At 74.5% G+C, this 26,400-nt stretch carries 27 protein-coding genes; 10 read left to right on the forward strand and 17 right to left on the reverse strand.

The features are described from left to right. The first annotated feature begins 6 nt into the window (after positions 1–6). Both BDZ31_RS08080 and BDZ31_RS08085 read left to right on the forward strand, forming a co-directional pair. Entirely contained in the window at positions 7–984 is a 978-nt protein-coding gene (locus BDZ31_RS08080; RefSeq protein WP_183340719.1) for a histidine kinase, read from the forward strand. Next, the gene (locus BDZ31_RS08085) at positions 981–1,640 is read left to right on the forward strand and encodes a response regulator (RefSeq protein ID WP_183340721.1); all 660 of its coding nucleotides are present in this window, start codon (positions 981–983) and stop codon (positions 1,638–1,640) included. The genes BDZ31_RS08080 and BDZ31_RS08085 overlap by 4 nt, the downstream gene beginning before the upstream one ends. On the opposite strand, the gene BDZ31_RS08090 is transcribed toward BDZ31_RS08085, so the two are convergent. From BDZ31_RS08090 to BDZ31_RS08130, 9 genes are all read right to left on the reverse strand, one after another. After that, positions 1,600–1,800 (reverse strand): hypothetical protein, encoded by a 201-nt coding sequence (locus BDZ31_RS08090; protein WP_183340723.1) that lies wholly within the window; start codon positions 1,798–1,800, stop codon positions 1,600–1,602. The genes BDZ31_RS08085 and BDZ31_RS08090 overlap by 41 nt on opposite strands. Positions 1,801–1,942: 142 nt before the next feature. After that, positions 1,943–2,374 carry a VOC family protein gene (locus BDZ31_RS08095; RefSeq protein ID WP_183341077.1) on the reverse strand — a complete coding sequence of 144 codons (432 nt, stop codon included), beginning with the start codon at positions 2,372–2,374 and terminating at the stop codon, positions 1,943–1,945. A 99-nt stretch (positions 2,375–2,473) separates the two neighbouring features. Next, positions 2,474–2,899 (reverse strand): CoA-binding protein, encoded by a 426-nt coding sequence (locus BDZ31_RS08100; RefSeq protein WP_183340724.1) that lies wholly within the window; start codon positions 2,897–2,899, stop codon positions 2,474–2,476. A 70-nt stretch (positions 2,900–2,969) separates the two neighbouring features. Continuing rightward, positions 2,970–3,416 carry a hypothetical protein gene (locus BDZ31_RS08105; RefSeq protein ID WP_183340726.1) on the reverse strand — a complete coding sequence of 149 codons (447 nt, stop codon included), beginning with the start codon at positions 3,414–3,416 and terminating at the stop codon, positions 2,970–2,972. A gap of 126 nt (positions 3,417–3,542) precedes the next feature. Continuing rightward, positions 3,543–3,734, reverse strand: a complete 192-nt coding sequence (locus BDZ31_RS08110) for a hypothetical protein (RefSeq protein ID WP_183340728.1) — start codon at positions 3,732–3,734, stop codon at positions 3,543–3,545. A 108-nt stretch (positions 3,735–3,842) separates the two neighbouring features. Further along, positions 3,843–4,511 carry a protein kinase domain-containing protein gene (locus BDZ31_RS26195; protein ID WP_425492721.1) on the reverse strand — a complete coding sequence of 223 codons (669 nt, stop codon included), beginning with the start codon at positions 4,509–4,511 and terminating at the stop codon, positions 3,843–3,845. A 157-nt stretch (positions 4,512–4,668) separates the two neighbouring features. Then, positions 4,669–5,529, reverse strand: coding sequence for an LLM class flavin-dependent oxidoreductase (locus BDZ31_RS08120; RefSeq protein WP_183340731.1), 861 nt, complete (start codon positions 5,527–5,529; stop codon positions 4,669–4,671). A 7-nt stretch (positions 5,530–5,536) separates the two neighbouring features. Beyond that, a complete protein-coding gene (locus BDZ31_RS08125; RefSeq protein WP_183340733.1) occupies positions 5,537–6,199 on the reverse strand; it encodes a Bax inhibitor-1/YccA family protein in 663 nt (220 codons plus the stop codon). A 76-nt stretch (positions 6,200–6,275) separates the two neighbouring features. Further along, positions 6,276–7,799: an arylsulfotransferase family protein gene (locus BDZ31_RS08130; RefSeq protein WP_183340735.1), complete on the reverse strand. Its 1,524-nt coding sequence runs from the start codon at positions 7,797–7,799 to the stop codon at positions 6,276–6,278. A 140-nt stretch (positions 7,800–7,939) separates the two neighbouring features. Here BDZ31_RS08130 and BDZ31_RS08135 point away from each other — a divergent pair, with 140 nt between their 5' ends. Both BDZ31_RS08135 and BDZ31_RS08140 read left to right on the forward strand, forming a co-directional pair. Beyond that, positions 7,940–9,403, forward strand: coding sequence for an MFS transporter (locus BDZ31_RS08135; protein ID WP_183340737.1), 1,464 nt, complete (start codon positions 7,940–7,942; stop codon positions 9,401–9,403). Continuing rightward, on the forward strand, positions 9,400–10,101 hold the full coding sequence (locus BDZ31_RS08140; protein WP_183340739.1) for a TetR/AcrR family transcriptional regulator: 702 nt from the start codon (positions 9,400–9,402) through the stop codon (positions 10,099–10,101). The genes BDZ31_RS08135 and BDZ31_RS08140 overlap by 4 nt, the downstream gene beginning before the upstream one ends. A gap of 3 nt (positions 10,102–10,104) precedes the next feature. On the opposite strand, the gene BDZ31_RS08145 is transcribed toward BDZ31_RS08140, so the two are convergent. Then, positions 10,105–10,818, reverse strand: coding sequence for a TetR/AcrR family transcriptional regulator (locus BDZ31_RS08145; protein WP_183340741.1), 714 nt, complete (start codon positions 10,816–10,818; stop codon positions 10,105–10,107). A gap of 82 nt (positions 10,819–10,900) precedes the next feature. On the opposite strand from BDZ31_RS08145, the gene BDZ31_RS08150 reads away from it, so the two are divergent. The 3 genes from BDZ31_RS08150 to BDZ31_RS08160 all read left to right on the forward strand — a co-directional run bounded on the left by BDZ31_RS08150 (position 10,901) and on the right by BDZ31_RS08160 (position 15,363). Continuing rightward, positions 10,901–12,367 (forward strand): MFS transporter, encoded by a 1,467-nt coding sequence (locus BDZ31_RS08150; RefSeq protein WP_183340743.1) that lies wholly within the window; start codon positions 10,901–10,903, stop codon positions 12,365–12,367. 437 nt (positions 12,368–12,804) lie between these two features. After that, the gene (locus BDZ31_RS08155) at positions 12,805–13,491 is read left to right on the forward strand and encodes a DUF1707 domain-containing protein (protein WP_183340745.1); all 687 of its coding nucleotides are present in this window, start codon (positions 12,805–12,807) and stop codon (positions 13,489–13,491) included. Positions 13,492–13,608: 117 nt separating this feature from the next. After that, entirely contained in the window at positions 13,609–15,363 is a 1,755-nt protein-coding gene (locus tag BDZ31_RS08160; RefSeq protein WP_183340747.1) for an MFS transporter, read from the forward strand. Between the two features lie 49 nt (positions 15,364–15,412). Here BDZ31_RS08160 and BDZ31_RS08165 read toward each other — a convergent pair whose 3' ends face one another. Genes BDZ31_RS08165 through BDZ31_RS08180 form a run of 4 tightly spaced genes read right to left on the reverse strand, consistent with a single transcriptional unit; the run spans position 15,413 to position 18,141 of the window. Beyond that, positions 15,413–16,216, reverse strand: a complete 804-nt coding sequence (locus BDZ31_RS08165; protein ID WP_183340749.1) for a hypothetical protein — start codon at positions 16,214–16,216, stop codon at positions 15,413–15,415. Positions 16,217–16,267: 51 nt separating this feature from the next. Next, complete coding sequence (locus BDZ31_RS08170; RefSeq protein WP_183340751.1) at positions 16,268–17,356, reverse strand: YihY/virulence factor BrkB family protein; 1,089 nt, start codon at positions 17,354–17,356, stop codon at positions 16,268–16,270. A gap of 12 nt (positions 17,357–17,368) precedes the next feature. After that, a complete protein-coding gene (locus BDZ31_RS08175) occupies positions 17,369–17,731 on the reverse strand; it encodes a DUF3618 domain-containing protein (RefSeq protein ID WP_183340752.1) in 363 nt (120 codons plus the stop codon). After that, positions 17,692–18,141, reverse strand: a complete 450-nt coding sequence (locus tag BDZ31_RS08180) for a phage holin family protein (RefSeq protein ID WP_183340754.1) — start codon at positions 18,139–18,141, stop codon at positions 17,692–17,694. Before BDZ31_RS08180 ends, BDZ31_RS08175 begins: the two co-directional genes overlap by 40 nt. Positions 18,142–18,354: 213 nt before the next feature. Between BDZ31_RS08180 and BDZ31_RS08185 the strand changes: the two genes are divergently transcribed. Next, on the forward strand, positions 18,355–19,254 hold the full coding sequence (locus BDZ31_RS08185) for a M15 family metallopeptidase (RefSeq protein ID WP_246344465.1): 900 nt from the start codon (positions 18,355–18,357) through the stop codon (positions 19,252–19,254). Between the two features lie 95 nt (positions 19,255–19,349). Here the strand turns inward: BDZ31_RS08185 and BDZ31_RS08190 are convergent, their stop codons facing one another. Further along, positions 19,350–20,606, reverse strand: a complete 1,257-nt coding sequence (locus BDZ31_RS08190) for an acyl-CoA dehydrogenase family protein (RefSeq protein ID WP_183340756.1) — start codon at positions 20,604–20,606, stop codon at positions 19,350–19,352. A 318-nt stretch (positions 20,607–20,924) separates the two neighbouring features. Between BDZ31_RS08190 and BDZ31_RS08195 the strand changes: the two genes are divergently transcribed. Continuing rightward, a complete protein-coding gene (locus BDZ31_RS08195) occupies positions 20,925–23,609 on the forward strand; it encodes a carboxypeptidase-like regulatory domain-containing protein (RefSeq protein WP_221242849.1) in 2,685 nt (894 codons plus the stop codon). Positions 23,610–23,657: 48 nt separating this feature from the next. Here the strand turns inward: BDZ31_RS08195 and BDZ31_RS08200 are convergent, their stop codons facing one another. After that, complete coding sequence (locus BDZ31_RS08200; RefSeq protein ID WP_183341081.1) at positions 23,658–24,263, reverse strand: response regulator; 606 nt, start codon at positions 24,261–24,263, stop codon at positions 23,658–23,660. A 20-nt stretch (positions 24,264–24,283) separates the two neighbouring features. Next, positions 24,284–25,453, reverse strand: coding sequence for a sensor histidine kinase (locus BDZ31_RS08205; protein WP_183340760.1), 1,170 nt, complete (start codon positions 25,451–25,453; stop codon positions 24,284–24,286). Between the two features lie 123 nt (positions 25,454–25,576). Between BDZ31_RS08205 and map the strand changes: the two genes are divergently transcribed. Then, positions 25,577–26,320: a type I methionyl aminopeptidase gene (gene map, locus BDZ31_RS08210; protein WP_183340762.1), complete on the forward strand. Its 744-nt coding sequence runs from the start codon at positions 25,577–25,579 to the stop codon at positions 26,318–26,320. Positions 26,321–26,400 lie beyond the last annotated feature (80 nt).

The following is a 26,400-nucleotide window of genomic DNA, read 5'->3' on the forward strand; positions in this document are numbered from 1 at the left end:
GGAGTCGTGGGCCGCTCCTCTCTGCTGAAGCGCATCTTCGCCCTCAACGTCGCGGCGTTCGTCCTCGCCGGCCTCGTGCTCGCGTTCACGCCCGCGACCGTCAGCGCCGAGATCGCCCGCCTGGAGGCGGCCGTGCTCGTGCTCGTGCTGGCCGCGACCGCCGCGATCGACTTCCTCCTGCTGCGGCGCGCGCTCGCCCCACTGCGGCGGCTGTCGGGGCTGATGGAGACGGTCGAGCCGCTCCACCCCGGCCAGCGGCTGCCGGAGGAGGACTCCTCGCCCGAGGAGATCCGCCGCCTGGCGGTCGCGTTCAACGGCATGCTCGCACGGCTGGAGGAGGAGCGCCGCCGCAGCGTCGAGCGGTCGCTCGGCGCGCAGGAGGCCGAGCGGCTGCGGGTCGCGCAGGAGCTGCACGACGGCATCGGCCAGAGCCTCACGGCGCTGATGCTGCAGATCGACCGCGCGGCGAGAAGAGTGCCGCAGGAGAACCCGCTCCAGGGCGAGCTGTGCGGCGCGCGCGAGGCGGCGCGGACGCTGCTCGGGGAGGTGCGCGAGGTCGCGACGCGGCTGCGGCCGGAGGCGCTCGACGACCTTGGGCTGGCCAACGCGCTGGAGGCGCTCTGCGCCCGCGTCGGCGACCAGAGCGGGATCCCGGTGCGGCTGTCGGTCGACCCGGGCCTCCCGCCGCTGTCGCCGGAGGCCGAGCTGGTCGTCTTCCGCATCGCGCAGGAGGCGCTGTCGAACACGCTCCGCCACGCCGACGCCTCGGCGGCCGAGCTGACGCTGGCGGTCGGCGATGACGGCACGGTGACGCTGCGCGCCGCCGACGACGGCCGCGGGCTCGGCGACAGCGTCCCCGGCGCCGGGATCCAGGGAATGCACGAGCGGGCGCTGCTGCTCGGCGGCACCTGCCAGCTGCGGACGCTGCCGGCCGGCGGGACCGAGGTGGCGCTGAGGCTGCGGACGGCGGAGGTGGTCGCGTGAGCGCGGGCAAGACGACGCGGATCCTGCTCGCCGACGACCACGCCGTCGTCCGTCACGGGCTGCGGCTGGTGCTGGAGGCCGAGCCCGATCTGGAGGTCGTCGCCGAGGCCGGCGACGGCCACGAGGCGATCGAGCTGGGGATGCGCGCCGACATCGACCTCGCCGTGCTCGACGTCACGATGCCGCGGCTGACGGGGATCCAGGTCGCACGCGAGCTGTCGAGACGGCGGCCGGAGCTGCGCGTGCTGATCCTCTCGATGCACGACAACGAGCGCTACCTGTTCGAGGCGCTGCGGGCCGGCGCCGCCGGCTACGTGCTGAAGTCGGTCGTCGACAGAGACCTCGTCGAGGCCTGCCGCGCGGTGATGCGCGACGAGCCGTTCCTGCACCCGCAGGCGGTCAGCGCGCTGATCAAGGACCACGTCCAGCGCGCCGCCGACGGCGAGGCGATACCGGACGACCCGCTGACGCCGCGCGAATCGGAGATCGTCAAGCTCGTCGCGGAGGGCAACACCAGCCGCGAGATCGCCGATCTGCTCGTGATCAGCGAGAAGACGGTCGACCGTCATCGCGCGAACATCCTCGAGAAGCTCGGAATGCGCGATCGCGTCGATCTCACCCGCTACGCGATCCGCCGCGGCCTGGTGGAGCCGTAGGGCGCTTCGGCGTCGCGCAGGCCGCGACGAGGGCGAAGCCCCACACGATCAGCATCCAGCCGATGCCGGGGTTGTGCTCGGCGAAGGCGAGCCAGGCGCCGACTGCCATCAGCCCGAGCGCCGCGACGAGGAAGAGCAGATGTCGTCTGATCCACGCCATGCCATCACCATGGCAGCGACGCACCGGGAACTGAATGCATCCACGGGTGCATTTCGCCGCGGGCGACGGTGCAGGCGCCGCGCTGCGCGGGTGCACGAGCGCACCGCGGGGCCGCGCCTCGCGGCCCCGCGGAGCGGCGGCGCTACGCGCTCTGCTGCTGGGCGGCGTACTCCTCCGGGCCCTGCTCGGCGGCCTGCGGGTCCATCCACATGACCTCCCAGTGGTGGCCGTCGAGGTCATGGAAGCTGCGGCCGTACATGAAGCCGAAGTCCTGCGGCTCCTTCGCGGGGGTCCCGCCGGCGGCGAGGGCGGCGTCGGCGAACGAGTCGACCTCCTCGCGGCTGGCGGCGGAGACGCAGTAGAGCGCCTCGGTCGACTTCGCCGGGTCGGCGATCGGCTTCGTCGTGAAGTCGGCGAAGCGCGGCTCGACCAGCAGCATCACGTACGCCTGCTCGCTGACGATCATGCAGGTCGCCGACTCGTCGGTGAACTTCGGGTTGAACTCGAAGCCGAGCGCTCTGAAGAATCTGATCGAGGCGTCGAGGTCTCTGACGGCGAGGTTGACGAAGAGCATGCGGGACATTCGGGGCTCCTTGGCCGGGGGTTGAACTGCTTCTGCCGGTGTAGACCGGGAGCCGCGCGAAAACTCATCGACCGGTTGGCGCCGCGGCGCTCAGATGCCGAGGCGGCGGTACTCGATCGCCGGGCAGCGATCCATCACGACGGTGAGGCCGCGGGCGCGGGCGCGCGCGGCGGCCGCCTCGTCGACGACGCCGAGCTGGAGCCACGCCGCCCTCGCGCCGATCGCGACCGCCTCGTCGACGTGGACGCCGGCCTCCTCCGAGCGGCGGAAGACGTCGACGACGTCGATCTCGACCTGATCGCGGGCGTCGGCCAGCGTCGGGTAGGCCGGCTCGCCGAGGATCGACAGCGCGGCCGGGTTGATCGGCACGATCCGGTTCCCGCGGGACTGCAGCAGCGCGGCGATCCGGTGGCTGTCGCGGTCGGCGCGCGGCGAGCAGCCGACGACCGCCCACGTGCGCGGGACGGAGAGCAGCTCGCGGATCGCCTCGTCGGAGGCGTTGCCGTCGGTCGTCATGCGGTCCTCCAGCGCCGGCGCGGCGGGCGCGGCTCACGTTCGCCGCGCCGCCGGACCGGCTCGATCTCGTTCATCTGGCGCCCGTCCGTCCGCCGCCGGGCAGCCGGCGCCTCACGTCGCGAACGCCGGCGCCGACCCGCTCCGCGCCGCCGCGGGCGGTCCCGGCCTGGTGGGCGAGCCACCTGCGCGCCCGCCGGGTCGGAAGGTCGTGAGGGCGCGTCAGGTCTCTGCGCGCGTGGGCTCTCAGCTTCTTCGCGAGATCGCCGGCGACGGGCGGGTAGGCGGAGATCGGCTCGCCGTCCTTCCACACGATCACGTGGCGCTGGCCGTCGACGATCGCGGCGCTGAACATCCCGTCGATCTGATCGGCCTCGCCGATCGCGATCTGCCGGTTGCGGACCCGCTCCACGTAGAGCAGGAACAGCGCCAACGCTCTCGGCCCGGCGGTCGCCAGCAGCCAGGAGCGGAAGCGCTTGTTGCGCAGCAGCCGCCAGAGCCAGACGGACCAAGGACCCATGCGCGCAAGGTACCCGGTTCGCGGGCCTGACCGACCTGCCCTCGTCCTCCGCCGCCGCGACGCCGCGCGCCGGATCAATGGCGGTCTGTACAGGCATGTCCTGTACAGACCGCCATCGATCGCGGCTCAGTGGCCGTGCGGGAGGAGCGAGGCGGCCGATCTCGTGGCGATCTGGAGCGCGACCTCCGGCGATCTCGCCTCGCCGCGGACGGCGTAGTTGCCGCCGGCGTACGCGATGAAGTACGTCGCGGTGTGGAGGTCGTCGCTGGAGGCGGTCCGCAGCGCGACGTCGCCGAAGCCGGCGATCGTCGTCGGCACGACGGTCCCGCCGGCGGTCTCCTTCGCGTACTGCCGCTCGCCGCGCCGCTGCCAGCTGCGGCCGCGCGGTCGCCGTGGTCCATCGCCGGGAAGGCGACCGTCGCGTCGTCAGGGTCCGGTGCTGCGGGGCCGGTCGCGACGCTGCGATCTGCGGCCTCCGGCTCGCGGCCGTCGGCGAGCGCGGCCGCGGCCCGCGCCAGGCCGCCGGCGGAGGCGAAGCGGTCGGCGGGCGCCTTCGCGAGCGCGCTTGCGAACAGGTCGTCCCAGCGTGCGTCGAGCGTCGGCACCAGCTCGCGCGGAGACGGGACGGGCGCGTTGACATGCGCCCACAGCTTCGCCGCGTCGTTGTCGCGGCGGTACGGCACCGAGCCGGTCAGCAGCTGGAACAGCAGGCAGCCGAGCGCGTAGACGTCGGTGCGGGCATCGACGCGCCGCCCCTCGATCTGCTCCGGCGTGCAGGAGCCGTCGCAGGTCGCCGCCAGGCAGCCAGCGCATGACGATGTACAGCTCGCCGTCGCGCTCGCCGGCGTCGTGGATCGGCACGACGTGCGGATGGTCGAGGGAAGCGGCGGTCCGCGCCTCCTCCTGGAAGCGCTCGCGGAAGCCGGGATCGCCGGCCAGCTCGGGCGAGAGCAGCTTGAGCGCGACGCGGCGGCCGAGCGCCTCCTGCTCGGCGAGATAGACGACGCCCATGCCGCCGCGACCGATTGCCCGGACGATCCGGCAGCCGGCGACGACGGTGCCGCTGGTCGCGTCCTCGCGCATGCGAGTGGGCATGCTAACCGCGGTGAGCGCGCCGTCGCGCCGGATCGGTCGGGCCCGTCAGCCCCGGTGGACGGCGCACCCGTCGCGCGCCATCACTGTTGATCGGGGCACGGCATGCGTGCCCGAATCAGCAGTGATCGCCCGGGCGGCCTCGTCGCGCCGCCGCGGCTCACGCCGGCGGGCCGGCGGCGATTCGCTCGCGCATCGCGCCGAGCGGGCCGCGGAACCAGCCGAGCTTCTCGATCCACCAGGTGAGGCCGGCCTCGGCGTACGGGGCCAGCAGCGCGGCGCCGGGGCCGTCGGAGAGGCCCTCGACGACGAGGTCGTAGGGGGCGGTCGCGTCGATCCCGGCCGCCGCCCGCTGCTCGCGCACGAAGGCGAGCGCCTCGGCGAGCTGCTCGGGCGCGGGCGTCGCGTCGCGGGGCAGGTCGGCGAAGGTCGGGAAGGCGCCGTCCCAGCGGGCGGCGCGGCGGAACGGCGGCTTCGCCGGCCAGCGGCCCGCGATCCAGACCGGCGGGCGCGGCCGCTGGACGGGGCGGGGGAGGAAGGGCTGGCGCACGTCGACCGTCGCGTGCTCGCCGTCGAACCGGAACGGCTCGCCGCGCCAGAGGCCGTCGACGACCGCGAGCCCCTCGTCGAGCTTGCGCGCCCGCACGCGGGGATCCGGGTCCTCGCCGAAGGCGGCGAACTCCTCCTCGCCCTGGGAGCCGAGGCCGGCGCCGACGACCAGCCGGCCGCCCGACAGCACGTCGAGGCTCGCCAGCTCGCGCGCCAGCTTCGACGGCCGCCGCCGCGCGACCGCGGAGACCAGCACGCCGAGCCGGATCCGCTCGGTCCGGGCCGCGATCGCCGCGACCGTCACGTACGGGTCGGCGACCGGCCAGCCCGGCTCGCGGTAGGCGACGTGGTCCCAGACGAAGGCGCCGGCCCAGCCGGCCGCCTCCGCTTCCCCCGCGAGCTCTACCAGCAGCGGCGGGTCGCCGTACTCGCCGACGTTCGGCAGGCCGACGGCGCAGCGGACGGGGGCCATCGGCGGGTCAGTTGCGGCTCGCGCCGAACAACTGCAGGAAGAAGAGGAAGAGGTTGAAGACGTCGAGGAAGATCGACGCCGCCAGCGGGACCGTCTCGCGCTGGCCGGCGCGGCGCAGCCGGTTGAAGTCGACGAGCGTGTAGCCGGCGAAGACGGCGATGCCGCCGAGCGCGTATATCGTCGTCGCGCCCTCGATCCCGAACAGCACGATCACGAGGCCGAAGGCGAGCAGCGCGAGCAGGCACCAGAACAGCGTGCGGTAGAGGTAGGAGAGGTCGCGCCGTGTCGCGTAGCCCCACGTGCCCATGCCGGCGACGGTCAGGCCGGTCGCGCCGGCCGCCTGCCAGACGACCGTCGGCTCGTTCTCCGCGTACCAGACGACCGTCACGCCGACCGCCAGCCCGAGCAGGAAGCCGAGCCCGAACAGCAGCGCCACCGCGAGGCCCGGCGCGCGCTGGGCGGCGACGTTCAGCCCGACGATGCAGACGAGCGCGCCGATCCACGGCACGACCCACCAGAGGCCGGTCAGGTCGCGGCCGGCCCACGCGCCGAGCGCCGCGAAGCCGCAGGTGACCGCGACGAGGCCCATCACGCGCCCGAACAGCGCGCGCGCCTCGCTCCCCTCGACGATCGGCCGTGCGCCGGGAACGCCGCTGACGTCGTAGCTCATGCGGCCAGTCTTCCCGATCGGCTGGATCTCGGCAAGGTGCGCTGGACGCGGGTCGGCGAGGGGAGGCCGCGCCCGCTCAGGCGCCGGTCGGCCGTATCGCGCGCGAGGTCCGCAGCGGTCTGCCGTCGCGGCCGATCGCGCGCACGGCGACGAGGCGGGCGTCGGTCCGCACGCGCACCGCGGTCTCGAACCCGCTGCGGCGCACCGGTCTGCCGATCGGCCGCAGCTCGTCGCGCTCGTCGCCGGCGAGCACCCGCCAGCGGCGCACGTGGGTCGCGCCGTTCCAGCTCGCCCACACGGTCGTGCGGCGCTCCGCGCGGCGGTGGGCGGCGACCGCCGGCCGCGTCGTCGGCCGGCCGCGCCACGGGAAGCGGAACGCCTGGTAGGTGTCGGCGCCCTCCGGCAGCGCGAGATCGAACAGCAGCCTGCCGTCGCGCGAGAACTCCGAGACCCGCTCCTTGGGCCCCCAGCTGACGAAGACGTTGCCGTTGGGGAGGACCTGCAGGTTGCACTCGGCGCCGGCCAGCAGCCTCTCGGGATGTCTCCACTCGCGCACGAGCGTCGCTCTCATCGCAGCGGTGTCGAGCCGCAGCTGCAGCCCGCGCGACTCGTCGGCCTTCGCCGGCGTCGCCTGGTTGTCGAACAGCGTCAGCGTCCCGTCGGGTTGCAGGCGCGCGTCGTGCTGGAAGGCGAACCTCGTCCCCGGCCCCATCTCGAAGTCGCTCGCCTTGCCGCCGAGCTTCCACGCGATCCTCCCGCTGGGGCGGTCGATCTTGTAGATCGCGTGCATGTTGCGGGCGCTGACGATCAGGTCGCCGCCGGGCGTCTCGTCGATCGAGTTGATGTGGAAGTAGTCGTGCGGCTTGTTCTCCTTGGGACCGGTCATCCCCTCGGTGACCGGCAGGTGGTCGGCGCTTCTCCACTCCCACAGCAGCCTCCCGGTCGCGACGTCGACCTCCTGGATCCGCGACTCGACGATCGTGCCGTCGCGGCCCTGGCCGACGCCGCGCAGGTCGGCTCTTCTCTCGACGTAGACCGGCATCAGCGCGGTGCCGCGCGGCGTCAGCTGGAACTCGTGGTGGTCGGGCAGCTTCGTGCCGACCGAGCGCACGCGCGCGATCTCGCGGTAGCGCGCGTCCATCACGACGTACTCGCCGTGGCCGTGGCCGAGGTGGGTGTTGCCCTCCCACCAGATCAGCACCGGTCTGCCTCTGTAGCGCTGGACCTGCACGGCCGTCGCGGTCTTGTCGCCGCCGACCGGGTGGAACCAGACCGGCTGCCCGCGGTCGTCGACGATCATCGGCCCGTCCTGGCCGGGACCGCGCTTGACGGCGAGGAAGACGTAGCCGGGGGCGACGCCGCGCGCCGGCGTCATCACCGTCAGCGCGTCGGGATCGAGGTCCTGCCGCGAGTGGAACGACTTCACCTGCGGCGGCTCGGGATCGTGCGGCGGCGTCAGCAGCTCCCACGCGGCGAGCCCGCCGGCGACGAGCGCGACGGCGATCCCGAGCGCGGGCGCCGCCGCGCGGCGGCGCGGTCGCCGGGGCGCCGGCGGGCGCGGCGGCTGCGGCTGCAGGGTCGGAGGTCCGCTCGTGCTCATCGGCGGGGAGGAGTCTCCACCACGCACTTAAGGCGCGGATGAGAGTGGCGGCGCCGCCGGCGCCGGGCGCGAGGCCACGGCGCGGACGCTGCTAATGTCATCAGCCGATGTCTTCGGTTGATGACAAAGCGCGGCGGAGGATGGTCGCCGCGCTCGTCTTCGCCGGGCTGACCGTCTCGGTGATGTCGACGCTCGGCACGCCGCTGATCCCGACGATCGCCGAGGAGCAGGGCGTCTCGCTCGACACGGCGCAGTGGATGCTGACCGTCACGCTGCTCGTCGGCGCGGTCGCGACGCCGGTCCTCGGCCGGCTCGGCGACGGGCCGCAGCGGCGCACCGTGCTGCTGGTCACGCTCGCCTCGACGCTGGTCGGCTCGGTCGTCGCCGCGACCTCGCAGACGTTCCCGCAGCTGCTGCTCGGCCGCGCGCTGCAGGGCGTCGGCTACGGCACGGTGCCGCTCGCGATCGCGCTCGTGCGCGAGCACGCGACCGGCGAGCGGCAGCGCTCGGGGATCGCGACGCTGTCGATCACCGTCGCCGTCGGCGCCGGTCTCGGCTTCCCCGTCACCGGCCTGATCGCGCAGACGCTCGACTTCCACGCCGCCTTCTGGTTCGGCGCGCTGTTCGCGGCCGGCTCGACGCTCTCTGTCTGGCTCGCGGTCCCGCGCACGACCGGGCGCGCGAAGCCGGTCTCGCTCGACGTCCCCGGCGCGCTGCTGCTCGCCGGCGGCCTCACCGCGCTGCTGCTCGGGATCAGCCAGGGGGAGTCGCTCGGCTGGGGCTCGCCGGCCGTGCTGCTGCTGTTCGCCGCCGCCGCGGCGCTGCTCGGCGGCTGGGTGCGGGTCGAGCTGCGCAGCGGCGAGCCGCTCGTCGACCTGCGGCTCGTCTCGCAGCGCTCGATCGTCGGCGCCAACATCGCCGCGCTGCTGCTCGCGCTCGGCATGTACATCGCGCTGTCGCTCGTCAACCGCCTGATGCAGACGCCCGAGTCGGTCGGCTACGGCTTCGGCGCGACGCTCGTCACGACCGGCCTGATGCTGCTGCCGCTGTCGCTCGGCAGCCTGATCTCGCAGCCGATCACGCGCCGCGTGATCGCCCGCTACGGGATCCGCGTCGTCCTGCCGGTCGGGGCGCTGGTCGTCGGCGCGACGCTGGCGTGGCTGGCGGTCGCCCACGACAGGCTCTTCGACGTCGCGATCGCGACGGCGCTGCTCGGCGTCGGCGTCGGCTGCTCGTTCGCCGCGATGCCGGCGCTGATCGTCGCCAGCGTGCCGCAGGAGCGGACCGGCTCGGCGACCAGCCTCAACCAGGTGCTGCGCTCGGTCGGCGGCTCGCTCGGCAGCGCCGTCGGCATCGCCTTCCTCACCGCTCACCATCCCGCGGGGCTGCCGTTCCCGGAGGAGAGCGGCTACACGATCGCGTTCCTCGTCGGCGCGCTCGTCTGCTTCGCGACCGCCGGCCTTGCGATCCTGTTGGCGCCGCGCGCCGCCGCGCGCCCCGCGGTCGCGCCGCTGCCGCCGCGGGAGGTCGAGCTGCTGGAGGAGGAGGCCGCGATGGGAGCCGGGGTCGGGCCGAGCGTCTTCGGCGGGGAGCGGACGCGGTGAGCGCCGAATCCGCCCCGCGACCGGGCGCGCGCGGGCACGGCGCCGAGCCGGCGTCCGGCGCGGCCCCGCGCCGCGGGCGCAGACGGGACGCCGAGGCGACCCGGCGGGCGCTGCTGGAGGCGGCCGGCGCGCTCTTCGACGAGCGCGGCTTCGACCGCGCGACGATCCGCGACATCGGCGAGCGGGCCGGCGTCGACCCGGCGCTGATCGCGCGCTACTTCGGCGGCAAGGAGCAGCTCTACATCGCTGCGCTCGCCGACGAGGGGCGGATCGCGAGACGGCAGCCGCAGGTCGCCGACCTGCACGCGATCGCCGAGCGCCTGCTGGCGCGCTGGGATCGCGGCGGCACCTCGCCGGTGCGGCGGGCGCTGTCGGACCCGGCGCCGGCCGATCCCGACCAGCGGGCGCTGCTGCGGCGGATCATGAGACCGGGCGTGATCGACCCGGCGAAGGAGGCCGTCGGGGGCGAGGAGGCGGCCTTGCGCGCCGAGCTCTTCCTCGCGCTGCTGCTGGGCGTCTCCGCCGCCCGCTCCAACGGGACGCTCAGCGCCGTCGCCAACGCCTCGCGCGCCGAGCTGCTGCGCCAGCTGGGGCCGCTGCTCGACGCGCTGGCCGACGCGCCGCCGCGCGCCGACGCGCCCGACGCGCCGCCCGCCGACGCGCCTGACGTCCCGCCGCCCGCGGACGCGGGCGGCTGACGCTCACCCGTCCCGCTCGCCCGGCCGCGCGCGCAGGCCGTCGAGCACGATCGCGACGTAACGGCGCCAGTTGACGACGCCGGCCTGCACGATCGACGCGAGCGCGGCGTAGAACGGCGGCATGTCGGTCGCCTTCAGGTCGGCGCGCACGACGCCGGCGGCGTGGGCTCTGGCGAGCAGCTGCTCGGTCAGGTCGAGCATCTCCTCGACCTGGTCGCCGGCCGGGCCGACCGGGCCGCCGCCGACCAGCGGCCCGCTGCCCGCGACCGAGGCGACGAGCTCGGCGTAGCCGCGGTCGCGCTCCTGCATCGAGCCGCAGAACTCGAACGAGCGCTCGAGCGCGCGCCACGGGTCGGGGTCGACCAGCAGCTCGTCGCGGATGAACGCGAGGATCTGCTCGAAGCGCTGCTGGACCATCGCCTGCGCCAGCGACTCCTTCGTCGGGAAGTGGCGGTAGACGGTCCCGACGCCGACCCCGGCGCGCCTGGCGATGTCGTCCATCTGCGCGTCGCGGCCGTCCTGGGCGAAGGCGGCGCGCGCGGCGTCGAGCACCTTCAAGCGGTTGCGGGCGGCGTCGGCGCGCAGCGGCCTCGCCGCCGGGCAGGGGCCGGGCGGCGCCGTCGCGTCGGCTTGGGGGTCGTGCAGCGCGTCGGGCGTGGTCGCGTCGGGCGCCGTCGCGCCGGCTTCCGGTTCGGGGATCGCGGGTGGGGTTGACAAGCGGAACCGTGCCTCCGTATCGTGCCTGAAAGGAACCGGAGTTCCGGTTCCATATGCACATCTTACCCTTGGAGAAGCCCTGATGTCCGACACCGTCCCGGCCCAGGACGGGCTCGATCCCAAGCGCTGGGCCGCGCTCGTCGTGCTCGCGATAGCGCAGTTCATGGTCGTGCTCGACGCCTCGATCGTGAACGTCGCGCTCCCGTCGATCCAGTCCGATCTCGACTTCACCGACTCCTCGCTGCAGTGGGTCGTCAACGCCTACACGCTCGCGTTCGGCGGCTTCCTGCTGCTCGGCGGCCGCGCCGCCGACCTGTTCGGCCGCCGGCGCGTCTTCATCGCGGGCCTCGGCCTCTTCTCCGTCGCCTCGCTCGCGGGCGGCTTCTCGACCACCTCCGAGCAGCTGATCGTCGCCCGCGGCGTGCAGGGGCTCGGTGCGGCGATCGTCTCGCCGGCGGCGCTGTCGATCGTCACCACGACCTTCACCGAGGGCGCCGAACGCAACAAGGCGCTCGGGATCTGGGGCGCGCTCGCCGGCGCCGGCGGCGCGGTCGGCGTGCTGCTCGGCGGGATGCTGACCGAGTGGGCCGGCTGGGAGTGGGTCCTGTTCGTCAACGTCCCGATCGGCCTCGCCGCCGCGATCGCCGCGCCGCGCTGGGTGCGCGAGAGCCACGGCCACGAGAGAACGAGCATGGACATCGCGGGCGCCGCGCTCGTGACCGGCGGCTTGATCGTGCTTGTCTACGCGCTCGTCGACGCCGAGAGCGCCGGCTGGGCGTCGTTCCAGACGATCGGCCTGCTGGCGCTGTCGCTGGCGATGCTCGCCGCCTTCGCGTTCGTCGAGCTGAAGGTCGTCAGGTACCCGGTGATGCCGTTGAAGATCTTCCGCAATCGCAACGTCGCGAGCGCCGACGCGGTCGCGCTGCTGGTCGGCGCGTCGCTCTTCTCGATGTTCTTCTTCATCTCGCTCTACCTGCAGCAGGTGCTCGGCTACTCGGCGCTGAAGGCCGGCCTCTCCTACCTGCCGCTGGCGCTGACGATCATCGTCTCGGCCGGCATGGCCTCGCAGCTGGTGACGAGAGTTGGGACGAAGCCGATCCTCGTGCTCGGGCTGGCGCTGACGGCCGTCGGGCTGCTGCTGTTCTCGTTCGTCTCGGTCGACGGCACCTACCTCGGCGACGTGCTCGTCCCGTCGCTGATCGTCGCGGCCGGGCTCGGCTTCTCGTTCGTGCCGCTGACGATCACGGCGGTCGCCGGCGTGACCCACCACGAGGCGGGCCTCGCCTCCGGCCTCATCAACACCGCGCAGCAGGTCGGCGGCGCGCTCGGGCTCGCGATCCTCTCGTCGATCGCCAACTCGCGGCTGAACGACGTCGCCGGCGTGCCGCCGAATCCGGAGCTGCTGCCGAAGGGGCTGACGGAGGGATTCCAGCTCGCCTTCCTCGTCGGCGCCGGCTTCGCCGCCGTCGGCATCCTGATCGCCCTGATCGCCGTGCCGCGCGTCGGCCGCGAGGAGCTGCCGCAGGAGGGGGCCGCCGCGGCGGCGTGAGTCCCATCTGTGCGCTGTAGACGGGCGATTCGCGGTGGGAGTACAGTCGCGTCGTACCGCGTGTCGGTGCCCCGGGCGGGCGTCGGGGCCGACTCCCGCCCGAGGCTGTGTTGGGTTGTGTGGGCGCTACCTGCGGCTCATCCGGTCGATGACCAGGATGGCATGCAGGAGCGCCCACGCCAGGACAAGCACTGCTATGTCCATTCCACCTCCTCTCTCCGCGTGGGGAGCCGCCGGTCGGCCCCGTGCGGGCGGTCCCGAGAGGGGAGGTCCAACACCAACGCCCGCCATTCTCCGAAAGGTCGTGTGGCGTCTCCACAACCTGTTTGCCGCAGCACTGCGGAGGAGCGGCGGAGACGAACGCAACGCACGTGGAACGCCTGCCCGGTGGGCAGCGCCGCGATGCGAGACGGGGGCGGCGCGGTACGCTCGGAGGCGTGGAGCAGCCGCCGCTTCGTGCCAGTGACGCCGACCGCGACCGCGTGATCGCGCTGTTGCGCGAGGCGTCGGTCGACGGGCGGCTGACCGTCGAGGAGCTGGCCGAGCGGGCGGAGCAGGCCGAGGACGCGAGAACGGTCGCGCAGCTGCAGTCGATCGTCGCCGACCTGCTGCCGGCCGGCGCGTCGATCCCGGTCGCGCCGCTCGGCGGCGGGCTCGCCGAGGTGACGACCGTCGAGCGCCACCGGGCCGTGCTCGCCAGCCTTCAGCGCCGCGGCCGCTGGCAGCTCGCGCCGCGCAGCCGCTTCGTCGCGACGCTCGGCTCGATCGAGCTCGACCTGCGGCAGGCGATCATGCCCGGGCCCGAGGTCGAGATCGAGCTGAAGGCCGTGCTCGGCTCCTGCCACCTGCTCGTCCCCGAGGGGACCGACGTGCGCGTCAGCGGCGGCAACGCGCTCGGCTCCTGCGAGCTGCACCTCGGCAGCGAGGCGCCGCCGCCCGGCGCGCCGATCGTCCACGTGATCGTCGCCGGCGCGCTCGGCTCGGTCGAGGTGCGCAGCCAGAACCGCTTCGCCGACCGCATCAAGCAGGAGGCGAAGCGCTTCGCGCAGCGGCTGATGGAGTCGCCGCGCGTGCCGCGGCCGCCGACGCCGCGCGCCCCGCGAGCGCCCCGCCCGCCGCGCTGAGCCGCCGCGCGCCCGCCAGGTCGCTGGCCGTCACGGCGCGAACCATGACAAAACGCATGGCGGGGCGGTGGGGCAGCCGCATCGTGCGAGCGGGCTGGCGCCGATACGTTCGGCGGCATGCTGGCCGAGGACCCACCGCAGCCGCAGCCGCAGCCGCAGCCGGCTGCCGCGCTCCGGCGCGAGCGCGGTGCGCTGGCGGCGGCGGGGCTCACCGGCGGGCCGGCCGAGCTGATCGACTTCCTGCTGCCGCTGTGGGCCGGGATCGCGCTCGGCGCCAGCGCGACGGAGGTCGGGCTGCTGGTCGCGCTCGAGATGGCCGTCTCGCTCGTCGCCCGGCCGATCGCGGGCGTCCTCGCCGACACGCGCGAGCGGCGCACCGTCGCGAGCGCCGGCGCGCTCCTCTACGCGCTCTCGTGCGCCGGCTACGCAACCGCCGGCTCGATCGGTCACGCGTACGCGGCGGCGGCGCTCGGCGGCGTCGGCGGCGCGTTCCTGTGGGTGGCGCTGCGGGCGATCGTGAGCGAGCGGCTGCAGGAGGACACGGCCGTCTACCCGCGCCTCATGTCGGCGACCGAGACCGGCACGTGGGTCGCCTTCGTCTGCGGCTTCACGCTGCTCGACCTGATCGACTTCGAGGGCCTCTTCGCCGGCTGCGCGCTCGCCTGCCTCGTCGCCGCCGTCTGGCTGCTGGCGAGCCCGCCGCGCGAGCTCGCGCTCGCCGGCGCGGGCGCCGGCGCGGCCGGCGTGGGCGTGGCCGGCGTGGGCGTGGCCGGCGCCGGCGCGGCCGGCGTGGGCGCGGCGGATCGGGGCGCGGCTGGCGCCGACGCGGCCGGCGCCGATGCCGCCGGCGTCGCGACGGCGGGCGGGCACGGGGGCGCGCTCGGCGCGGTCGGGCGGCGGCTGCGTCCGATGCTGCTCGCCGTCGCGTTCACGATGGCCGCCGAGGCCGCGGTCGGGCTGCTGCTCCTGCTCCACCTCCAACGCGGCTTCGAGCTGGAGGTCGTCGAGATCGCGTTCGTCTTCCTCCCGGGTGCGATCGCGATGTCGCTGCTGCCCGAGCGGATCCACCGGCTGGTCCTGCGCTTCGGCCGGGCGCGCGTGCTGGCGGCCGGGTCGATCGCCAGCGGCTGCTTCGCGCTGACGCTCGCGTGGGCGCCGAACCCGGTTGCGATCGCCGGGCTGTGGGTCCTGAGCGGCCTCGCGTGGGCGGCGGTGATGCCGATCCAGCAGGCCGTGATCGCCGAGGCCTCCGGCGAGCGGGTTGGCCGCGGCATGGGCCTCTACGAGTCGGCGGCGCTGGCCGGCGGCTTCGTCGGCTCGCTCGGCGCCGGCCTGCTCTACGACGCCGCCTCGTGGCAGGCCGCATGCGTCGTCGCGGCCGCGGTGATCGCCTCCGGGGCGGTGATCGTCCCCCGCTCGGTCCGGATGCTCGGGGTCGCCGACGTCCCGGTCGAGCGTGGCGCCGACGTCGGGGAGGAATGCCGTTCTGGGGGTGATATCCACCCCCAGAACGCCACTCCTCCCGCCGACGCGCGGGACGGGCAGGCGCCGGGGGGATCGCCTGCGGCCGAGCCGGCGCCGCCGCGTCCGCCCGCGACGACCGGCTCGCGGCTGCGCGACCTCCGCTCGCACGCGCTGCTGTACCTCGTCGCCCAGGTCTCGCTCGTGCTGGTCGGCTCCTCGTGGCTGTTCGATCTCGCAAGCGGCGACGGGTCGCTGCTGAACGGCGGCGGCGGGGAGGGGCTCGACGGGGTGCTGACCGGCGTCGGGCGCGTCTGGACGGTCGTGCTGGCCTGCGACGCCCTCTGGACGCTTGCGGTGGTCGCGCGCGCTCGCGCTCGCGCCCGCGCCCGCGCCCGGCGCGAACGCTAGGAGCCGGGCTCCTCTCCCGCGCCACGCGACGCGGCGGCGCCGGCCCCGCTCAGCGGCTCTGCCGCTCGCCGCGGCGCGCCAGCCGCCGCGCGCGCAGCGGCTCGCCGGCCTCGTCGCGGTTCGGCGCGCCGCCGATCAGGTCGAGCAGGCGGTCGCGGTGGACGGCGAACGGGCGCTCCGGGGAGAAGCGCTTGCGGGCGCGCTCGAGCTTCGCCCCGCGGTAGCGCCAGCGCGCCCACGGCGAGTCGGGCGTCGCCAGCCGGCAGGCGGTGTAGAGCCCGATGAACGGCAGGTGCAGGGCGACGATTCCGAGCACGAAGCGACCCTTCATGAAGGTGATCCCGGAGAGCAGGACGAGCAGCAGAACGGCGCCGATCGAGGCGAAGACGCCGCCCGCGTCGCCGAGGCCGACCGGGCGCACGCCCATCGCGACGATCGTCGCGAAGACGGTCGCGAGCACGACGGCGTCGAGCGAGCTGCGTCCCTCCTTCGCCCAGTAGACGTCCTCGAGGTGGAGCCACAGCGCGAACTCGTCGAGCGTCAGCCCGGCGCCGATCCCGAAGCCGATCGCCGTGATCTGCATCCACGGCTCCTTGAACTCGGTCGCGAAGCCGACGAAGCCGGAGATCAGCAGCAGCGAGATCCCCCACACCAGGTGGTGGATGTGGAGGCCGGCGCCGGTTCTGACGCTGCCGGGCCACCAGCTGACCCGCTCGCTGCGCATCAGGCGCGCGCTCGTGCGGATGAAGCCGAACGACAGCAGGAACGAGATCAGCACGAGCAGTGCCGGCCCGCGCGGCGAGTCGGGCGAGAGGTCGAGGTCGAACGTGATGCCGGCGAAGAGCGGGAACATCTGCGCCGAGAAGGGTAGGGCGTCGGGCGACGGGCGCCCGACGCCCCGACGCTACGGCTTCGGCGCCTGGCGCGGCTCGAGCTGCAGCTCGCGTGCCGCCTCGGGCTGGCCCGACTCCAGCTCCCGCTGCCGCTCCAGCTCGGCGTCGAGCTCGACGCCGAACAGCAGCGCGAGGTTGGCGATCCACAGCCACACGAGGAAGACGATCACGCCGCCGAGCGCTCCGTACGTCGCGTTGTAGCTGCCGAAGTTGGCGACGTAGAAGGCGAAGCCGGCGGAGGCGAGGATCAGCGCGAGCAGGCCGAGCGCCGAGCCCGGCGTGATCCAGCGGAACGTCGGGTGCTTGACGTTCGGCCCGACGTAGGTCAGCAGCGCGATCATGACCGTCGCGATCAGCAGCATCACCGGCCACTTCGCGATGCTCCAGACGTCGACGGCGGTGCCGCCGAGGCCGATCGTGTCGCCGAGCGAGCGCGCGATCGAGCCGCTCACGACGAAGCCGATCGCCAGCGCGGCTATCAGCACGACCATCACGGCGGTGACGGCGAGCTGGAGCGGGCGCAGCTTCCAGAACGGACGTCCCTCCTCGACGTCGTAGACGGCGTTGGAGGCGCGCATGAACGCGCCGATGTAGCCGGAGGCCGTCCACAGCGCCGTCAGGAGGCCGACGCCGAGCAGCGCTCCCGCGCCGCCCTTGTTTCTGACGACGCCGGTGATCGATCTCTCGAGCGTGTCGGCGCTCGAGCCCGGCGCGACGTCGCGGATGATGTCGAGCATCGCGTTGACGGTGCGCGGATACTCGCCGAACAGGCCGATCAGCGCGACGAAGACGAGCAGCAGCGGGAACAGCGACAGCACGCTGTAGTAGGTCAGCGCCGCGGCCCAATCCTGCAGGCCGTCGTCCTTGAACTCCTTGCCGGTCCGCTTCAGCGTCGCCAGCCAGCCGCGCGGCTCGATGTCGGTCGGCGACTCCGGCGGCGTCTCGCCGCGCTCGGCGGCGGCGCGCGCCCGCTCGCGGTCGCTGTCGAGCACGTCGGCCGATTCGCCGGGCCGGCGCTCGACCTCGGGCGCGGTGCCGGGCGCGGTCCCGCCGCGCAGGCGGCCGACGAGACCGCCGGTGCGGTGTCGGGTGCGTGCCATCCGTCCGTCCTCCTAGCGTCCCGTCATGCGGCCGAGCAGGAAGCCCGCGGCGGCCGCGCCGAGCGCGATCAGCGGCAGCGGGTGTGCTCTCGCCTGCTCCGCGGCGGCGTGGGATGCCTGCGTAGCGCGGTCGCTCGCGGCGGGGCCGGCGGCTTCGGCGCGGTGCATCAGCGCCGCCCTCCGCTCCATGGCCCGCCGCCTGGCCACCGCGATCCGCTCGCGTGCCTGCTGCTTGACGTCGGTCTTCGCCGCCAGCGCGGCGACGGTGTCGCCCAGCTCGACGCGCGTCGCCTCGATCTGCTGGCGGATGCGGACAGGATCGCCTTCGGCGATGATCAGTGTTGGCGTGCCGTCCGTGCGCGGGTCGTCGCCCATTGCACGTCCTCCTTCACGGTCTCGACGGTCTGCTCGGGAAGCGGCGGCGTCGCTCTCCTCACCTGGCGCCTGCCGGCCAGCGCCGCGACGCCCGCGACGAGGAACAGCACGGCGGCGACGATCAGCGCCGCGAGCCAGCTCGCGACGGCGAGGCTGAGCGCGAGGATCGCCGCCGCGACGAGCGCGCCGACGCCGTACAGCGCGCACACGGCGGCGCCGCCGAACATCCCGGCACCCCTGCTCGCGCGTCTGCCCTTCTCGGCCAGCTCGGCCTTGGCGAGCGCGACCTCCTCCCGCATCAGCAGCGAGGTCTGGTCCGAGAGGCGCCGCAGCAGCTGCGCCATCGGAAGCTGCGAGAGCTCCGCCTCTGTCGTGCGCGGCCCTGCTCCGTTCGTGCCGATGCCGCTCATCTACGGTCACCTCCGGGGGTTTGCCGACGGCCCTCGTGTACCCGCCCTGCGGCCGGCGACACGCACGTCCGGGCGCACTGACACGCGACGCTCGACGGCGCCTCCGCTGTCGCCGGAGGCCGCGCTACGCTGGAGGACGTCCGCGCGGAAACGCCGCCCCGCGCCGCCGTCCCGTCTTTCGATGCCGGAGCGCCCCCTGCGCGGACGATCGTCATGCGCAGGTCGCCAACCGTCATCACGCTGCTCGTCGCGCTCGCGCTGATCGCCCTGCCGGTCGCCGCCCACGCCTTCGCGCGGACCTCCGCGCCGGCGGCCGAGCGGGGGCCGGGGGAGCCGGGCCGCGCGTCCGCACCGACCGCCGCTGCCGTCGGCGGCGCGCCGGCCGCCTCCCGCGCACGGGCGGCGGCGAGCGAATCGAGCCCCCTGGCCGGCCCGCCGGCGCCCGAGCACGGCGCCGAGATCCTGCTCGCGCCGCAGGTCGCGCCGCCGTTCGCGAACGCCCGCGCGGTGCGCAGAGCGGCGCGCGCGGCGGCGCTCGCCGCGGCCGCCGCCGAGGAGGCCGACGTGCTCGTCGACAAACGGCGGGGCCTCGGCGCCCGCTACCGCCCCCGCGACCTCGTCGTCCCGCGGGTCGCCTTCCTCGCCGGCACCTCGCGGGAGGGCCGCCACCTGCGCCGTCCCGCCGCCCGCGCGCTGGAGCGGATGTTCGCCGCCGCCCGCCGCGACGGCGTGCGGCTGGCGGGCGTCTCGGGCTTCCGCAGCTTCGCCTCGCAGCGCGACCTGTTCGCCGGCTACGCGCGCGAGCGCGGCGTCGAGAACGCCGCGCACGTCAGCGCCCGCGCCGGCCACAGCGAGCACCAGACCGGGCTCGCGGTCGACATATCTGGCGCGAGCGGCCGCTGCGCCGCGACCGCCTGCTTCGCCGGCACGCGGCCCGCGCGCTGGCTCGCCGGCCATGCCCACGAGCACGGCTTCGTCGTCCGCTACCCGCGCGGGCGCGAGCACGTCACCGGGTACGACTACGAGCCGTGGCACCTCCGCTACGTCGGCGCCGCGCTCGCCCGCGAGGTCCGCGACAGCGGCCGCACGCTCGACGAGCTGCTGCCCCGCTGAGCGCAGCCGCCTCGTCCGGGTGACCCCGGAATCGCCGCCACGGCGGTCGATCCCGCGGTCATCGCTCACCCTCGACCTGAGGGTGAGGTCCGTCGCTATCTGACGTGCACGCCCGAGATCGCGCGCGCGATCACGAGCCGCTGGATCTCCGAGGTGCCCTCGAAGATCGTGTAGATCTTCGCGTCGCGGTGCCAGCGCTCGACCGGGTACTCGCGCGTGTAGCCGTTGCCGCCAAGGATGTGGATCGCGCGCTCGGTCGCCCACACCGCGACCTCGCCGGCCTTCAGCTTCGACATCGACCCCTCGGCGTTTCTGAACGGGATCTGGTTGCGGCCCATCCAGGAGGCGCGCCAGACGAGCAGGCGGGCGGCGTCGATCTCGAGCTTCATGTCGGCGAGCGCGAACGCGATCGCCTGGTTCTCGATGATCGGCCGGCCGAACTGGACGCGCTCTCTCGCGTAGTCGAGCGCGTACTCGTAGGCGGCGCGCGCGATCCCGAGCGCCTGCGCCCCGACCGTCGGGCGCGACGCCTCGAAGGTCGCCATCGCCGCCTGGCCGCGTGACTTTCTCCCCTCGCGGGCGCGCGCGAGCCGCTCGTCGAGCTTCTCCTTGCCGCCGAGCAGGCAGGAGCCGGGGATGCGGCAGTCGTCGAGGAAGACGTCGGAGGTGTGCGAGGCGCGCAGGCCGTGCTTTCTCAGCTTCGTGCCCATCACGAGGCCGGGGGTGTTCGGCGGGATCACGAACGACGCCTGTCCGCGCGCGCCGAGCTCGGGCTCGACCGAGGCGACGACGACGTGGACGTTGGCGATGCCGCCGTTGGTCGCCCACGCCTTCTGGCCGTTGAGCACCCATGTGTCGGTCGCCGCGTCGTACTTCGCGCGCGTGCGCAGCGCCGAGACGTCGGAGCCGGCGTCGGGCTCGGAGACGCAGAAGCAGGCGACCTGCGGGTCCTCGGGCGTGCCGAAGCACTGCGGGATCCACTCGCCGATCTGCTCTCCGGTGCCGTTGGCGAGGATGCCGGCGGCGGCGAGTCCGGAGCCCATGATCGCCATGCCGATGCCGGCATCGCCCCAGAACAGCTCCTCGTTGACGATCGGCAGCGTCAGGCCGCTCGGGTCGGCGAAGAACTGCGCGAGGCCCTCGAAGCCGTAGAGGCCGATCTTGGCGGCCTCCTGGATGATCGGCCACGGCGTCTCCTCGCGCTCGTCCCACTCCGAGGCGGCGGGGCGGACGACGTTCGCGGCGAAGCCGTGCACCCAGTCGCGCACGTCCTTCTGGTCCTGCGTCAGCTCCAGCGAGAACGGGACGCCGTCGGCGTCGGGGGTCTCGGGCAGCTGCGTGATCGCTTCCATGGCGGCGAATCCTCTTCCGAACGGGGGCGTTTCGACGTCGTGTCAGGCGGCAGGGTAGCGCCGCCGGCTGGCCGGCGAGCCAGTCTGCGGTCGGGGCGCGAGGGCGTGATCGGGCGCGGCGCTGTCGGTCGCGGCCGATGTCGTGACGATGACCTTGGCTGGCTCGGGCACCGCGTGCCCGGTAGGTTGGCGCCCGGCTCTTCAATCCAGAAGAAGGGGTAACGACATGCCGGGGACCGGGGCGGTAGGCCGGCGTGGGAGCGAGCGGCTCCTGCGCCTGTGGTGGGCTGCGCTCGCGCTCGCGCTGTGCGCGCTGACGTGGGCCGGCGCGGAGTCCGCGCGGGCGGCGACGCTGAGCGGCACGGTGTCGGCCGGCAGAAACGCCGACCGCACACCGCTGGAGGGGGCGACGGTGACGTCACCGACTGGATCACCAGATCGCCGGTCGCGACCGTCAGAACCGACGCCGACGGCGACTACGGCATCTTCGTCCCCGACGGCGTCTACGACCTCGACGTCGTGCCGGCCGATCCGGCGATGCGGACGCAGCGCGTCACCGGGATGGTCCTGAGCGGCGCGGTCAGACACGACGTGACGCTGACGTGGGAGGGCTGGGTCCACATCGCCTTGCAGCTCGAGGCGCCGACCGTCTCGGTGGCGGGAGCGGCCGTCGAGGTCGGCGGGCAGACGACGACGACCGGCCCGGACGGCCGCTTCGACCTGTGGCTGCCGCAGGGGACCTACCCCTTCTCGATCGTCGCGAGCGACGGCCGGTGGCAGTACGGCGGCCGGGGGCTGGTCGCCACAGCGGACATCGACGCGTCGGCGACGTTGCCGCCGGAGACGACGCTGACCGTCGGCGTCACCGACGCGCGGGACGGGAGAGCGATCGAGGGCGCCGCCGTGTCGCTGCCGCGCGTGTCGCTCTCGCTGACGGCCGGCGAATTCACCGGCGGCCTCGGCACGCCGCCGCAGAGCGGTGAGACCGACGCCGACGGCGAGGTCGTCTTCACCGCCTTCCTCCGCTCCCACGGGAATGGGTTCGACGAATACGGGGAGGCGAGCGCCGGCCCGCGCTTCGTCACCCAGTTGTTCGACCCCGGCTTCCCCGTCGCGGACGGGCGCGTCGATATCGCGCTCGCCTGGCGGCCGCTCGTGACCGGGACGGTCACCGACGCGAGCGGACAGCCGGTCGAAGGGCTCGAGATCGGCGACGGCGGCGCCGTCACGACCGGCCCCGACGGCACCTTCAGCACCTACGTCGACCCGCGCACCACCCAGGGCATGCTCGTCAGCAAGGTCCGGCCCGACGGGAGAGGCGTCTGGTACATGCGCGTCCCGGTCGACCTGACGAGAGACTCGGTCCGCGACGTCAGACTGCCGCCGGAGGAGACCGACGTGATGGTGCGCGTCGTCGACCCCGACGGCAGACCGATCGAGGGGGCGGTCGTCGCCCCGACGAGCGCGGGCGAGGTGACGCTCGGCGACGGGACGGTCGTCAGAGCGGGCTACGAGCGCACGGGGCTGGTCCCGACCGGCGCCGACGGCCTCGCCTCGTTCCGGCTGTTCGACGAGCTGTCGGCGGACGGCCGCTTCGCCGCGGCTCCACGTCCTGACCTGTCGCCGCGCGGCTTCCTCCAGCGCGGCCCGATCACGACGATCACGCTGCTCGACGACCAGACGTGGGTGACGCTCGCCGGCGTGCTCGCGCCCGAGGGCGAGCCGCTCGCGGGCGCGACGGTGACGCTCGGCGGCGAGACGGTCACGACCGACGCCGACGGCTGGTTCATGTTCACCGTGCAGCCGGGCGAGCACGCCTTCGGCGGCGAGTGGAGAGCGGCCGACGGTGCGGTCTTCCGCTTCGCCGATCCGACGCTCGACGTCGGCGCCGACCAGCTGCGGACGCTCAGCTGGAGCCCGCGCACGCCGCGCACGGTCGCCGTCGTCGACCAGGCCGGCAGACCGGCGGCCGGCGCCGTCGTGACGCTCCCCGACTACGCCGACGCGAGCGCGCCGGGCGAGGTCCCCGCCGGCACGGTGCTGACCACGAGACTGCCGTCGGTCGTGACCGACGCCGACGGGGAGGCCGTCTTCCAGATCCCCGCCGACGCCGAACCGAGCGCGCCGAACGGCACCGTCGACCCGCCGTCCGGCTCGCCGGTCCCGCCGGTCTCCTTCCCGGCGTTCACGCCGGAGGGCGCCGACCACGTGCTGGTGAGACTGCTCGACCCGGGCCCGTCGATCGCCCTCGACGTGGTGCCGCCGCCGTCGGCCGGCGACTGGTGGACGGTCGCGAGCGTCGCCGTGCAGGTGACGGCGACCGATGCCGCCGGCGTCAGATCGCTGTCGTGCGCCGTCGACGGCAGCGTCCGCAGATTCGCGCAGACCGGCGATGCGACGACGCGCAGCGGCAGCTTCGACGTCAGAGGCGAAGGCCGCCACGTCGTGACGTGCGCCGCGACCGACGCGCTCGGCAACGAGAGCGACGGCTCGCGGCCGATCGGGATCGACCGCGGGAACCCGTTCGCGCCGACGCTGTCCGCCGACCGCCCGGCCGACTCGGCCAACGGCTGGTTCCGCGACACCGTCACCGTCTCGACCGCCGACGACGGCGATCGGATGCTGGCCGACGGGACCGCGGGCAGCGGCGTCGATCCGGACAGCGTCCCGGCGCCGCAGACGTTCGCCACCAGCGGCAGGCACATCGCGTCGGGCGCGGTCAGGGACCGTGCCGGGCGCGTCTCCCCGACGCGGTGGCTGACGGTGAAGGTCGACGCCGACGCCCCGTCGAACACGCTGCACTGCCCGGCCGGGGCGGTCACCGTCGGCACGAGAGCGAAGGCGACGTGGGCGGCCGCCGACGCCCAGTCGGGCCTGCAGGGCCCGAGAACCGGCAGCGTCGCGCTCGACACCTCCTCAGCCGGCTCGTTCGAGGTCGCGCACACGGCCGTCGACCGGGTCGGCCACAGAACGACCTCCTCGTGCACCTACGAGGTCGTCTGACGCGACGGGTGAGGCGGCGGCGTCGCGCCGCCGCCCCGCCGGTCGGCCCTACAGCCAGCCGCGCTCCTCGGCGACGCGGATCGCCTCGATCCGGCTGCCCGCGCCGAGCTTGCCCATGATCGTCGACAGGTGATTGCGGACAGTGCCGTGGGAGAGGTGCAGGGTGCCGGCCAGCTCGGCGATCGTGCCCTTGGTGCGGGCGGCCGCGAGCACCTCGCGCTCGCGCGCCGTCAGCGGGTTCTCGCCGGCGCTGAGCGCGGCGGCGGCGAGGCCGGGGTCGACGATCCGCTCGCCGGCGACGGCGCGGCGGATCGCGGCGGCCAGCTCGCTCGCCGGCGCGTCCTTGAGCATGAAGCCGGCGGCGCCGTCCTCCATCGCCCGCCGCAGGTAGCCGGGACGGCCGAAGGTGGTGAGGATCACGACCTTGCAGGCGGGCATCGCCGCGTGCAGCGCGGCGGCGGCGTCGAGCCCCGTCATCCCCGGCATCTCGATGTCGAGCAGCGCGACGTCGGGCCGGGTGGTCGCGGCGGCGGCGACGACCTCGTCGCCGCGGCCGACCTCGGCGACGACGACGATGTCGCGCTCGAGCCCGAGCAGGCTCGCGAGCGCGCCGCGGACCATCGCCTGGTCCTCGGCCAGCAGGACGCGGATCACGGCCCGCTCCTCGCCGGCGATCACGCCGCCGCTCCGGCCGCGAGCGGCACCGTCACGCGCAGGCGGAAGCCGCCGTCGGGCGCGGCGCCGGCCTCGACCGTCCCGGCCAGCAGCGACGCCCGCTCCCGCAGCCCGTCGAGCCCGTTGCCGGCGCTGCCGCGGCTGGGTGCGCCGCCGTCGGAGCCGCGGCCGTCGTCGTGGATCTCGGCGCTGGCGGCGCCGGCCGCCGGATCGGGGACGATCGCGATCTCGCAGCGGCGGGCGCCGCTGTGGCGGATCACGTTCGTCGTCCCCTCGCGCACCGTCCACGCGAGCAGCGCCTCGACCTCGGCCGGCAGCTCGCCGTCGCGCTCGCGCTCGCGCACGCGCATCTCGATCCCGGCGGCGTCGAGCGCGACGCGCGCGCCGGCCAGCTCGCCGGCGAGCGTCGGGCGGCGGTAGCCGCTGACAGTCTCGCGCACCTCGCCGAGCGCGTCGCGCGCGACGCGCTCCAGCTCGCCGACGTGGCGCCGCGCCTCCTTGGGGCGATCGGGCAGCAGGCGGCCGCTCAGCTCGGCCTTCAACGTGATGACCGAGAGGCTGTGCCCCAGCAGGTCGTGGAGATCGCGCGCGAACCGCTCCCGCTCGGCCTCGACGGCGAGCTGCTCGATCCGCTCGTGCGCCGCCTGCAGCTGCATGTTGGCGTGGATCAGCCGCCCGAGCGCGAGCATCAGCGCCCCGACGCCGAGCGCGGTGACGCCCCACGAGACGGCGTTCGCGACGCCCTCGTGCAGGTTGAGCACGGTCGCGAGCGCGACGAAGGCGAACAGCAGCGGCGCGCCCTGCCGCGGCTCCAGGTGGATGCCGGAGATCACCGAGCCGTAGGTGAAGAGGATCGCCCACGAGGGCGAGACGACGAGCGTCAGCACGATCCCGGCGAGCGTGATCGTCGCGAGCGCGGCGTGGACGCGCCGGTCGGCGTGGGGAGGTCGTCTGCCGCCGATCCCGTCCAGGTAGGCGAGCAGCGCGGCGCCGAACAGGACGACGCAGAGGGCCACTCTCCACGCCGTCTGCGACGAGGTCGCCGTGTTGATGATCGGGATCGCCAGCCAGCCCATCCCGAGCACGACGCCGAGCACCTGGCTCGCGCGGCTCCCCTCGTCGAACGGGAAGGGGTCCCGGGGCTCGAACGGGTGACAACGCTGCTCCATCGCGTCTGCCAGCGTACGACGGCGCCCAGCGACACGGAAGTGGCGCCCGTCCCGATCTCCCCATGACATCCGTCAGGGGCGGCGACCTCCAGGGGCCCCGCGGCCCGATGCGATACTCAGGGCATGTCGATCGAAACGCCAGAGGACCTCGCCGGGCTGAAGGCGGCCGGCGCCGTCGTCGCCGCCACCATCAGAGCCTGCCGGCAGGCCGTCCGGCCCGGCGTCACCACCGCCGACCTCGACGCCGTCGCCGCGAAGACCTTCGCCCGCCACGGCGCCCGCTCCGGCCCGTGGCTGACCTACCGCTTCCCCGGCACGATCTGCATCTCGGTCAACGACGAGGTCGTCCACGGGATCCCCGGCTCGCGCCGCCTGCGCGACGGCGACCTCGTCAAGCTCGACGTCACCGCCGAGCTGAACGGCTACTACGCCGACGCCTGCGTCTCGGTCCCGGTCGGCAAGCCGAAGCCGGCGAGCGCCCGCCTCGCCGCCGCCTCGCAGGCGGCGCTGCGGAGAGGGATCGACGTCGCCCGCGCCGGCGCCCCGCGCAGCGCGATCGGCGCCGCGGTCGAGGCGGAGGTCGAGAAGCGCGGCTTCCGCGTCATCCGCGAGCTGACCGGCCACGGCATCGGCAAGAGACTGCACGAGCGCCCCGACGTGAAGAACTGGCCCGACCCGGCCGACGACGACCCGCTGACCGAGGGGCTCGTGATCACGATCGAGCCGATGATCGCGGCCGGCTCGCCGGAGATCGCCGAGCTCGACGACGGCTGGACGATCGTCACGCTCGACGGCGCCCGCTCGGCCCATTTCGAGCACACGATCGCGATCCGCAGGGACCAGCCGGCGCTCGTGCTGACCGCCTGACGCTGCGGCGTGCGCGCGGGATTCCGGGCTGCCCGCGCGGCGCTCGACCCGGCGTCGCTCCGGCTCCGCCGCGCCCGTAG

The sequence above is a fragment of the Conexibacter arvalis genome (assembly GCF_014199525.1).
Taxonomy (GTDB): Bacteria; Actinomycetota; Thermoleophilia; order Solirubrobacterales; family Solirubrobacteraceae; genus Conexibacter; species Conexibacter arvalis.